This window comes from Fusibacter sp., from assembly GCF_057447755.1.
Genome location: NZ_JBVBZF010000106.1, coordinates 1 through 10,981, shown reverse-complemented (window position 1 = coordinate 10,981; position 10,981 = coordinate 1). Strand labels below are relative to the sequence as shown.

Sequence of the window (10,981 nt, the reverse complement as noted above, 5' to 3'; positions counted from 1 at the left end):
GAGGTCGTTGCCGGAAAACTCAAAGATATTGACTTTGAAAAAATATTTGTCTCAGACCTTCAGCGCGCGAGAGAAACCTGTGATGCAATTGCAAGAAGTAGAAGTGTAACACCAATTGTCTCTGAAAATTTAAGAGAAATGAATTTTGGTAATTGGGAAGGCCTTAAGTTTGAAGAAATTAAAGCAAGAGATCCTGAACTACTAAAGCAATGGTTTGATGACTATAAGCATTTCAAAGTCCCTGGTGGAGAGAGTACAGCTGAAATGTATCACAGAGTGACACAATTCTTCATTTCTGTCATCAGTGATTATGATATTGAAGACAACGTAAACCTACTTTTTGTTGCGCATGGCGGTGTCATTCAGGCACTACTAAGCTATCTTTGTTATGACACAATGGAGGGCTATTGGCGTTTTCATATTGAAAATTGTGGTGTAAACCGCGTTGAGTATGTAATGGGCATGCCGGTTGTTAAAGCAATCAACAAATAGACTATGACATTTAAGGAGATCCTATAAAATGAACACAATACTACTTGCCATCATATTGGGCGTAATAGAAGGTTTGACAGAGTTTATTCCTGTTTCTTCCACAGGACATTTGATTATCGCAAATGAGTTTTTAAAGTTTGATGGCGAGTTTGCTAATTTCTTTACAGTGGTTATACAATCTGGTGCGATTTTTGCGGCTATGATTTATTTTAAAGATAAGATTATCCCGCCAATTAAAGGAAGACAAGCGCAAAAGGAATACGTATTACTTTGGACAAAGGTTGCAGTATCCTTGTTGCCTGCAGTCGTCTTGGCATTTACGATCGAAGAGTTTATAGATAAGTACCTATTTAATCCGATTAATGTTGCAATTGCTTTAATTGTGGGTGCTGGTCTGCTGATATATGCCGAAAACAGACCCCACACAGGTCATGTAGATGAGGATTCAAAAATTACTTTTAAGCAGGCGATTGTCGTTGGCCTTTTCCAATGCTTGGCCATATTGTTCCCAGGCATGTCTAGATCCGCCTCTACGATTATCGGTGGTCTCTTTAGTGGCTTTTCTAGAAAACTATCAGCGGAATTCTCTTTTTATTTGGCAATTCCAGCACTTTTAGGTGCATCTCTTGTTAAAATCCTCAAGTATGGTGGTGAATTTAATTCAGATCAATGGACCATGCTCGGTGTCGGGACTTTGGTTTCCTTCGCAGTGGCATATGGTGTAATCGCCTTCTTTATGAATTACATTAGAAAGCATGATATGAAACTGTTTGCGTATTATCGTATAATTTTGGGTATTATCGTGTTAGCAGTAAATTTTTTGTAGATATACTTTGATTTGGTTTCAATATCGAACCCCCAATTATGCATGTTGGACAGTTGAATTGTAGATACATTATAAAAATCATAAAAAACTAATTATTTTTAAAGAATTATGGTATATTATATATATTAAAAGAGTATGGGGACTCTAGATTGGAGGCGTTAATGTGAACGTTGAATATATTAATGCATTTATCAAAGCATCAACTGAAGTATTAAACAATTTTGTTACTGAAAAGTTTACAGTTGGGAAACCAACGATAAGAAAGAATCCTTTTCCAACAAAAGAGATCGTTATAATGCTGGGAATCACTGGTGAGATCAAGGGTCAAGCCGTATTTAGCCTTTCTGAAGAAATGGCAAAGAACATTGCATCTGGTATGATGATGGGGATGCCTGTGCCTGAAATTGATGAAATGGCAAAAAGTGCTCTATCTGAGCTAGGCAATATGATTATGGGGAACTCTGCGACGTTGCTCTTTAATCAAGGCGTTCAGATTGACATCACACCACCTTCACTCGTACGTGGAAATTCAATTGAGATTTCTTCTGCTGGGATGGAGACAATTCTAGTGCCATTGGTTTCAACAATGGGCGAAGTAGAATTTGATATTGGCATTAAAAAAGCTTAGGAGACATTATGGCAATTAATATTGTATTGTATCAACCAGAAATACCACCTAATACTGGCAACATCGCAAGGTCCTGTGCGATTACAGGTGCAAAGTTACACTTGATAAAACCCCTTGGTTTTTCAATTGACGATAAGCATGTAAAGCGTGCGGGTCTTGATTATTGGGAGTTTCTGGATTTAGAAGTTCATGAAGATGAAAATGCTTTCTTTGAAAAGTATGGCAATGAAAAACTTTTTTTCGCAACCACAAAGGCCACAAAATATTATGATGAGTTTCAATTTGAAGACAATTGTTTCATCGTATTTGGCAAGGAAACGGCAGGATTGCCTGCTTATATACATGAACGCTACAGTGATACAAGATTTAAAATACCAATGAGAAAAAATGAGCATTTGAGAAGCTTAAACCTTTCAAATTCAGTTGCAATCATACTATATGAAGCTTTAAGACAAAATGCGTTTTTTGATCTCAAATAAATGAACGTTGAACCAACTTACAGATCCCCATTAAAATGGGAACCTATTGGGCTAATAGGTTTCTGTAATAGGTTAACAAAATCACTACAATGATTCGATTGAATCATCAAACGTAGTGGTTTTTTTATGAATATAGAAGAGATTTGAAGGGAGATTTTTATGGATGTGATATCTTCAAAGGAGATTTTGGAAATCATAATTCCTTTGCTAGGGGGACTAGGTCTATTCCTTTATGGTATGACGGTAATGAGTGAGGGGCTTGAAAAATCAGCAGGTAATAAACTTGAAAAAATTATCGAAAAGATTTCAGGCAATATTGTTGTTGGTGTTTTTGCAGGTGCGCTTGTAACGGTAATCGTTCAGAGTTCATCAGCTACCACCGTTATGGTCGTTGGATTTGTAAATGCAGGCATTATGAACCTGACACAAGCAATTGGTCTTATAATGGGGGCAAACATAGGGACGACTATAACAGCACAGCTTGTTTCAATTAAGCTGACGGCACTTGCACCTATTGCCATTGCAATAGGAACCAGTGTAAAACTGTTTTCTAAAAACAATAAGACCATCGTCATGGGTGAAATCGTGTTGGGATTTGGTATCTTGTTCTTGGGGATGGACTTGATGAAGGACGCTATGGCACCCCTAAAACATTATCAAGGTTTTAATGATATGATTGTCAGCTTTGGGACTGGCGGCATTCTAGGAACGATTAAGGGCTTCTTCGCAGGTTTCTTAATCACCGCAGTTGTTCAAAGTTCAAGTGCGACGACAGGTATTTTAGTCGCTTTGGCTGGAACTGGTGTTTTGCCGATTGAAGCGGCATTTCCCGTTCTACTTGGGACCAATGTCGGTACTTGCGTAACAGCATTAATTTCTTCAGTAAGTGCCAATCGTACTGCTAAAAGAGCTGCTGTAATGCATCTTCTCTTCAATGTCATCGGGACAGTAATCTTTATTATTTTCTTCAGTCATATCACAGTAGGTTTTGTTAAATCAATCAGCAATGATGCTGCAAGACAACTTGCGAATGCACATACCTTTTTCAATGTCATTAATACACTTTTACTTTTACCTTTTGCAGGCCTTATTGTTAAAGCAGTCGGTATATTAATACCTGAGAGTCAGGAAGAAAGAGATGCTATGGTCATGGGGGTTAAATACCTTGATGATCGTATCTTAGAAACCCCTTCAATCGCTCTTGGTCAAGTTATAAAAGAAGTGCTTCACATGGGTAACCTGGCTAAACTATCATTTGATAGTGCTGCAGAAGCGGTTCAAACCAATAACTCAAAATTGGTGGAAAAGACTTTTAGGATTGAAAAGACCATAAATGCACTTGAGAGAGAAATCAGTAATTATCTAATCAAGCTATCAAACACCGCAATTGGCGATGATGATCGTAAGCTTTTAGATGGCTTGTTTAGTACCATAAACGATATAGAACGCGTTGGTGACCATGCAGACAACTTGGCTGAACTTGCCCTTTTCAAAATAGAAAATAATATTATCTTTTCAGAAAAGGCAGTATTAGAGCTTGATGAAATGGTGGGTAAAGTAAGAAATGGTTTCGAACTTTCAATGACTTCTTTAAAAAATTCAGATTTCAATTCTGCTCAAGAGGTAATTGAAATTGAAGGTGAAATCGATTTAATGGAAAAAACACTTAGAAAAACACATATTCGTAGATTGAATGAGGGCAGATGTGAAACCAATGCTGGTATCATATTCCTTGACATCATTTCCAATCTTGAACGTGTTTCAGATCACTCGTCAAATATTGCACTTGCAGTACTTGACGTTAGAAAGTAAAACCACAAATAAAATAAGTCAAAAACGCAACAATGTTAATTCAAAAAAGCTTGTCAATTTACTTGCCATGCTTTTTTCTTTTGGTGTATAGTAAAAGGGAAGATTGCTCTTTAAGGAGGAAATGAAATGACATATGATGTAATCATCATTGGTGCAGGACCAGCGGGACTTTCAGCTGGACTCTATGCAGCAAGGGCTAAAATGAAGACTTTAATCATTGAGAAAGACAAAAATGGTGGTCAGATTACTGGAACAGAGGAAGTTGCTAACTATCCAGGATCGATTCCTGAAGCAACAGGGCCATCACTTGTGGCTAGAATGGTTGAACAATGTGATGAATTTGGCGCTGAGCGTTTAAAGGCAACTGTTGAATCTTTGGACCTTCAAAATGATATTAAAAAAGTTCATACTGACAAAGGTGTTTATGAAGCCAAGTCAATTATACTTGCAATGGGGGCTGTTCCAAGAAAGCTAGGTGTTCCAAATGAGCTTGAATTAACCGGAAAAGGTGTTTCTTATTGTGCGACATGTGATGCCGACTTCTTCACTGGTTTAGAGGTATATGTCATCGGTGGCGGGGATACAGCGCTTGAAGAGGGTATGTTTATTACCAAGTTTGCGCGTAAGGTAACCGTTGTTCACAGGAGAGACACTTTTAGAGCAGCGAAATCCATCGTTGAAAAAGCTAAGAAAAACCCAAAAATGGACTTCATATATGACTCTGGCATTAAGGAAATCATTGGTGATGGTTTGGTTCAAGGCATTGTGCTTGAGAACTTCAAAACAGGTGAGGTTAAAACCATTATGGCTGATGAAAATGATGGGATCATGGGAATCTTTGTATTTGCAGGTTATTTGCCAGAAACACATCTTGTAAAAGGCATGGTTACCTTAAGCGATGCAGGTTATATTCAAACAGATGAAAATATGAAAACCAATATCCCAGGTGTTTTTGCTGCTGGAGATATCAGGGTGAAATCTTTAAGACAGGTTGTAACAGCAACTGCTGATGGGGCCATAGCGGCTGTTCAAGCAGAAAAATATGTAGACGAACACTTTGGTGAGTAGGAGGCAATCAAATGATTGAATTAAATAAAGAAAATTTTCAAGAAGAAGTAATGGACAAAAGTGGACTTGTAATTGTTGATTTTTTCGGAGAGGGATGTGAGCCTTGTAAGGCCCTTATGCCTGAGTTCGAATCCATTGCAAGCGAATTTAGTGGAAAAGCACACTTTGGTAAACTCAATACGACTGCTGAGCGTAAACTCGCAATCAGCCAACGCGTACTAGGGATACCAACAGTTGTTTTTTATAAGGATGGCCAACGAATTGCTGAATGCACAAAGGACGCTGCCAATAGAAATGTTATTGTAGATAATATCTTAAAGCATTTGTAAGAAACCCATTAGAACTTATTTCATATGTATTTTTGTGGCTTTATTAAAAACATACAAAGTAATTGTGAAATAATTCAATCAATGGTCACTTTTCTAAAATTAGTTTATTAAAATAATATAATGATTATTGAAAGGTAAATTGGATATAATTATTAGGTAAGGTTTAAGGATTATGTTAATTCATCATAATTACATACCTAATAATCGAATCTAAGGGGGATTAGTGTAGTAAAAAATTCTTTTGTTTTTATATAAAAAAATTGAATAAAAAAGAGGGATTTTTCACTTTGTGTAGAATTAGTATAATTCGGGCAAAATTCTATATTAATAAGAGGAGGATTTATTAATGAGTAAAAGAGCTATTGCATTAATTATGGTAGTAATGCTTGTTGGTATGATGTTAGCTGGTTGTGCACCTAAGCAACAAGAAGCTACTGAAGCACCAAAAAGCGATATGGTATTTGGTATGATCACAGATACAGGTGGATTAGGGGATCAATCATTCAATGATTCAGCTTGGTTAGGTCTTGAAAATGCTGAAAAAGATTTCGGGATCACAAGAAAAGTTCTTGAGTCTCAAAGTGCTGATGACTACATGCCAAACTTAGTTTCTTTCGCAGAAGAGAAAACTAATCTTATTTACGGTGTTGGTTTCTTATTCAACGAATCTATGATGGCAGCTGCGGATAAATTCCCAGAGCAAAAATTTGCAATCATCGATTCAGCTGGCTTAAACAAAGCTAACGTTGCTGAGATCGTTTTCGCTGAACACGAAGGCTCTTTCTTAGTAGGTGTTATTGCTGGTTTAAAAACTGAAACAAATAAAGTTGGTTTCATCGGCGGTATGAAATTCCCATTAATCGAAAAATTCGAGTATGGTTTCAGAGCTGGTGTTAAAGCAGTAAATCCTGATGCTGAAGTTATTGTTAACTATGCTGATTCATTTGATGATGCTGCAAAAGGTAAAGAAATTGCTTTAGTTCAACATCAAGCTGGCGCGGATGTAATCTTCCATGCTGCTGGTGGTGTTGGTGCTGGTCTTATCGAAGCTGCTAAAGAAGAAGGCTTCTGGGCAATCGGCGTTGACCAAGATCAATCACATATGGCACCTGAAAACGTGTTATGTTCTATGATCAAACGTGTTGACGTTGGTGTTTATGCTGTTGCTAAATCAGTAGTTGATGGTAACTTCCAAGGTGGAACATTAGTATTTGATGCTAAAAACGGTGGCGTTGGTTACAGTGATAAAGCTGGTAACTTATCAGATGATTTAAAAGCTGCTGCTGATAAATATCTTGAAGCTATCAAAGCTGGTACATTTGTAGTTCCTCAAACAGAAGCAGAATTCAATGCTTTTGAGGCACCATCATTATAGTTATTGATAAATAATTGAGAGTCAGGTGTCCCCGATATCTGACTCTTTATTAATATATATCTTTAGTTGTCATCCAGCTTTAGGTAAGAATTATCAACTTGCGAAAAGCGGTTAGATCCGTCAAAATAAGGTTTTGACTTTAAATGATTATATACAACAAAATTTGAGCCGAAAGCTGTGATGAGAAATGTTTAATCTCAAACAGCGTCAGCGAAAATTGGTTTGAGACATCGAAGGTGGCTCAAATGTTGTTAATATAAACACAAAATAAATACAAAAGTAAAAGTTAAATATGTTGCAATACAAAGTTTATAAGCGTTTTTATGAACATCAATGGAGGGAATAAAATGGCAAAAGTTGTCGAAATGAAAAACATTACAAAGGTCTTCCCTGGTGTGGTTGCTAATGACAGTGTGAATTTTGAGCTGGAAAAAGGCGAAATTCATGTTTTACTGGGCGAAAATGGCGCAGGTAAAACAACCTTGATGAATATCCTTTATGGTTTGTACGAGCAAACAGCTGGCGAGATTTTTGTCAATGGGCAACTGGTTAACATTAAAGACCCTAGTGTAGCGATTGAGCTCGGTATCGGAATGGTACATCAGCATTTTATGTTGGTTGAACCCTTTACGGTTACTGAAAACATCATTTTGGGTGCAGAGACCGCTAAAGGACCAAAAAACATTCAGTTAGATATGGAAACTGCAACCAATAAAGTAAAAGAAATATCAGAGTTATATGGATTGGCCGTTGATCCTAATGCCAAAATTGAAGACATTACTGTGGGCATGCAGCAGAGAGTTGAAATCTTGAAAACCCTTTATAGAGGGGCTGATATCTTAATTCTAGATGAACCGACAGCGGTTTTAACACCACAAGAAATTGAAGAACTGGGCGAGATATTACAAAAACTCGTTGGTCAGGGAAAATCGATTATTCTCATTACACATAAGCTTAAAGAAGTTATGGCCATGAGTGATCGTGTTACAGTTGTGCGTCGAGGAAAGGTTATTGAGACCTTGAAGAAGGAAAACACCAACATTGATGAACTCGCAGAGCTCATGGTTGGTCGTAAAGTTAATTTAAAAGTTGACAAAGCAGACAGACAGGCAGGTAATACTGTTTTAGAGGTTCACAGCTTAGAAGCTATGGATAATAGAGGTTCAAAGGCTTTAAAAGCCATATCTTTCGATGTAAAAGCAGGTGAAATTTTTGCGATTGCAGGGGTTGACGGCAATGGCCAAACTGAACTTGTAGAAGTGTTGACGGGCCTTAGAAAATCCACAAATGGTACCTTCTCAATAAATGGGAAAGAGCTTCATAAAATGTCTAGTAAGAAGATTATAGACAGTGGCATGGCGCATATACCGGAAGATAGACACAAAAGAGGTCTTGTATTAGAGCATTCGTTGGCTGAAAATGGTTGCTTAGGGAACCATAAAGATGAGCCATTCAGTAAAAATGGTGTTCTAAATTATGATTATATTCATGAATACAGCAAAAAACTTATTGAGGAATACGATGTAAGAACACCTAGTGAAAAAGTTGCAGCAAAAGCACTTTCAGGTGGAAATCAGCAAAAGTTTATTGTTGCAAGAGAGTTAAACAGACATCCAGAGTTGATTATTGCATCACAACCTACACGTGGTGTTGATGTTGGTGCGATAGAGTTTATTCACAAAAAACTCGTAGAGCAACGTGACTTAGGCAAGGCAGTTCTTTTGGTTTCATTGGAACTTGATGAAGTTTTGGCGCTTGCAGATCGTATTGGCGTAATCTACGATGGTAGTATCGTAGGTGTCGTGGATGGCAAAACTGCTGATGAAAAAGAACTTGGAATTATGATGGCTGGTGGCAAATTGAACAAATAGAATAAGTCGAATTACTTTTGTTTGACTTACATTAGGGGTGACAAAATGCAAAACAAAGATCAAAAGATGCTGAATGTGGTTGTTGAAAACGTTAAGTTTCCACTGCTTGCAATCTTTATTTCATTTATTATAGGAGCCTTGTTTATCATATGGACAGGCAATAATCCAATCTTAGCGTACTATGAATTATTCTCTGGTAGCTTGGGGACCTTTGGTCGATTCGGAGAGTCTTTACTAAAGACAACGCCATTAATCTTCACAGGTTTGGCATTTGCTTTTGCTTTTAGATGTGGTCTTTTCAACATCGGTGTTGAAGGTCAATATATTATGGGTGCCATATTTACCGCGGGTGCTGGTTGGGTCTTTAGAGATTTACCAGGTGGCATTTTGGTAGTACTCTTGCTACTTGCAGGTACACTAGGTGGTGCGCTTTGGGCCTTTATTCCAGGTATACTCAAAGCAAAAAGAGGGGTCCATGAGGTAATCGTGGCAATCATGCTTAACTATACGGCATTATATCTTTCAAACTTTATTGTAAGAACAGTATTAAATCCATCAGTACTCTTAGGTGCTGAAAAGAAAGCTTATACTGTACTGATTCCTGAAACAGGTAGATTGTTACCACTTGCAAAGTTGATTCCGGCATTTGGTTATTCATCAGTTAACATCGGTTTCTTTGTGGCTGTAGCCATGGCCTTCCTCATTTGGTTCTTATTATTCAAAACAACTTTGGGTTATGAAGTACGTTCGGTAGGACATAATCCATATGCATCTGAGTATGGTGGCATTAACATCGCTAAGAACATAACCCTTGCAATGGTTATTTCAGGTGCTTTGGCTGGTTTAGCTGGGGCTGTTACTGTGGCAGGTTTAAGCTTTAAAGTTGATCAAGCTGCCGGTATGCCAGGCTACGGTTTTGGTGGTATTGCAGTTGCCCTAGTGGGTAAGAATCACCCAATCGGTATTTTAGCAAGTGCCCTACTATTTGGTGTATTGGCTAATGGCGAGAGAAAGATGCAAATGGCTGGAATACCGAAGGAAGTTGTTGGTATTATCCAAGCGATTATTATCATCTTTATTGCTGCAGAACAAATTGCAAAATATTTACCAGACATTAAAAAGAAATTCTTTAAAGATAAAACACAGGAGGTGCAAAAATAATGTATATATTTATTGCTTTATTAGCGTCTGCATTAAGACTTGCAACTCCATTGATCTTCTCGGCACTTGGTGGTGTATTTACTGAGAGATCTGGTATTACAAACATCGCACTTGAAGGTATGATGATTATGGGTGCCTTCTTTGCAATCCTTGTTACAGAATTTACGGGCTTGCCTTGGCTTGGTGTGCTTGGCGCTATGGTGGCAGGTATCCTTACTTCTATGATCTTAGCAGTACTCTCAATAAACCTAAAGGGAAATCAAGTTGTAATCGGTACTGCAATCAACTTGTTTGCAACAAGTATTACGGCGTTTTTACTTGAACTTATTTGGAAGAGATCTGGTCAAACAGATTCTGTTAAGGTTGCTCTAACGACTAATCCATTTCATTTTCTTGAAAACATACCGGTACTTGGAAGGTTGTTTGGTGGCTTAACACCCTTTGTATATCTTGCATTTTTAGCTGTGGCAATCTCTTACTATGTACTTTACAAAACGCCGTTTGGTCTTAGAATCAGAGCAGTTGGTGAGCATCCAAAGGCAGCTGACACAGTGGGTATCAATGTTTACAAGATCAGATATATTTGTGTTGGTATTTCAGGTATGATGGCTGGATTATCTGGTGCATCAATATCGCTTGGAACCATTAGTTTATTTAGAGAAGGTATGACTTCAGGTAAAGGTTTCATCGCACTCGCTGCCATGATTTTTGGTAAATGGCATCCAGTTGGTGCAATGTTTGCAAGTTTATTCTTTGGATTCTGTGAAGCTTTACAAATTCAAGCGTCTACATTGGGCTTCGACTTCATACCATCGGAATTCCTTCAAATGTTACCTTATATAGCAACGATTATTGTTCTTTCAGGTTTTATTGGAAGAGCTGTTGCGCCAAAAGCAGTTGGTACTGCGTATGAAAAAGGACATAGATAAAATTAAATTAG

Annotated in this window: 11 protein-coding genes; all 11 read left to right on the top strand. The window is 37.7% G+C overall.

Translation table 11 applies throughout. The features are described from left to right. Positions 1–492: histidine phosphatase family protein (locus AC220I_RS12485; protein WP_486724172.1), on the top strand; the 492-nt coding region annotated here is incomplete at its 5' end. Between the two features lie 28 nt (positions 493–520). Then, on the top strand, positions 521–1,318 hold the full coding sequence (locus AC220I_RS12480) for an undecaprenyl-diphosphate phosphatase (RefSeq protein WP_486724171.1): 798 nt from the start codon (positions 521–523) through the stop codon (positions 1,316–1,318). 163 nt (positions 1,319–1,481) lie between these two features. Then, on the top strand, positions 1,482–1,946 hold the full coding sequence (locus AC220I_RS12475) for a chemotaxis protein CheX (RefSeq protein WP_486724170.1): 465 nt from the start codon (positions 1,482–1,484) through the stop codon (positions 1,944–1,946). Positions 1,947–1,954: 8 nt separating this feature from the next. Next, positions 1,955–2,425 carry a tRNA (uridine(34)/cytosine(34)/5-carboxymethylaminomethyluridine(34)-2'-O)-methyltransferase TrmL gene (trmL, locus tag AC220I_RS12470; protein WP_486724169.1) on the top strand — a complete coding sequence of 157 codons (471 nt, stop codon included), beginning with the start codon at positions 1,955–1,957 and terminating at the stop codon, positions 2,423–2,425. 159 nt (positions 2,426–2,584) lie between these two features. Continuing rightward, positions 2,585–4,237 carry a Na/Pi cotransporter family protein gene (locus tag AC220I_RS12465; protein ID WP_486724168.1) on the top strand — a complete coding sequence of 551 codons (1,653 nt, stop codon included), beginning with the start codon at positions 2,585–2,587 and terminating at the stop codon, positions 4,235–4,237. Positions 4,238–4,363: 126 nt separating this feature from the next. Next, positions 4,364–5,305 carry a thioredoxin-disulfide reductase gene (trxB, locus tag AC220I_RS12460; protein WP_486724167.1) on the top strand — a complete coding sequence of 314 codons (942 nt, stop codon included), beginning with the start codon at positions 4,364–4,366 and terminating at the stop codon, positions 5,303–5,305. 11 nt (positions 5,306–5,316) lie between these two features. Continuing rightward, positions 5,317–5,634: a thioredoxin family protein gene (locus tag AC220I_RS12455; protein ID WP_486724166.1), complete on the top strand. Its 318-nt coding sequence runs from the start codon at positions 5,317–5,319 to the stop codon at positions 5,632–5,634. Positions 5,635–5,980: 346 nt separating this feature from the next. Then, positions 5,981–7,009, top strand: a complete 1,029-nt coding sequence (locus tag AC220I_RS12450) for a BMP family lipoprotein (protein WP_486724165.1) — start codon at positions 5,981–5,983, stop codon at positions 7,007–7,009. Positions 7,010–7,356: 347 nt separating this feature from the next. Next, positions 7,357–8,880 carry an ABC transporter ATP-binding protein gene (locus tag AC220I_RS12445; RefSeq protein WP_486724164.1) on the top strand — a complete coding sequence of 508 codons (1,524 nt, stop codon included), beginning with the start codon at positions 7,357–7,359 and terminating at the stop codon, positions 8,878–8,880. Between the two features lie 45 nt (positions 8,881–8,925). Next, positions 8,926–10,041 carry an ABC transporter permease gene (locus AC220I_RS12440; protein ID WP_486724163.1) on the top strand — a complete coding sequence of 372 codons (1,116 nt, stop codon included), beginning with the start codon at positions 8,926–8,928 and terminating at the stop codon, positions 10,039–10,041. Beyond that, entirely contained in the window at positions 10,041–10,970 is a 930-nt protein-coding gene (locus tag AC220I_RS12435; RefSeq protein ID WP_486724162.1) for an ABC transporter permease, read from the top strand. The genes AC220I_RS12440 and AC220I_RS12435 overlap by 1 nt, the downstream gene beginning before the upstream one ends. Positions 10,971–10,981: the final 11 nt, after the last annotated feature.

Excerpts from the sequence above, each read along its gene's own strand:
- AC220I_RS12480 (WP_486724171.1), top strand. The coding sequence starts at position 521 with ATGAACACAATACTACTTGCCATCATATTGGGCGTAATAGAAGGTTTG.
- trmL (WP_486724169.1), top strand. The coding sequence starts at position 1,955 with ATGGCAATTAATATTGTATTGTATCAACCAGAAATACCACCTAATACT.
- AC220I_RS12465 (WP_486724168.1), top strand. The coding sequence starts at position 2,585 with ATGGATGTGATATCTTCAAAGGAGATTTTGGAAATCATAATTCCTTTG.
- trxB (WP_486724167.1), top strand. The coding sequence starts at position 4,364 with ATGACATATGATGTAATCATCATTGGTGCAGGACCAGCGGGACTTTCA.
- AC220I_RS12455 (WP_486724166.1), top strand. The coding sequence starts at position 5,317 with ATGATTGAATTAAATAAAGAAAATTTTCAAGAAGAAGTAATGGACAAA.
- AC220I_RS12450 (WP_486724165.1), top strand. The coding sequence starts at position 5,981 with ATGAGTAAAAGAGCTATTGCATTAATTATGGTAGTAATGCTTGTTGGT.
- AC220I_RS12445 (WP_486724164.1), top strand. The coding sequence starts at position 7,357 with ATGGCAAAAGTTGTCGAAATGAAAAACATTACAAAGGTCTTCCCTGGT.
- AC220I_RS12440 (WP_486724163.1), top strand. The coding sequence starts at position 8,926 with ATGCAAAACAAAGATCAAAAGATGCTGAATGTGGTTGTTGAAAACGTT.
- AC220I_RS12435 (WP_486724162.1), top strand. The coding sequence starts at position 10,041 with ATGTATATATTTATTGCTTTATTAGCGTCTGCATTAAGACTTGCAACT.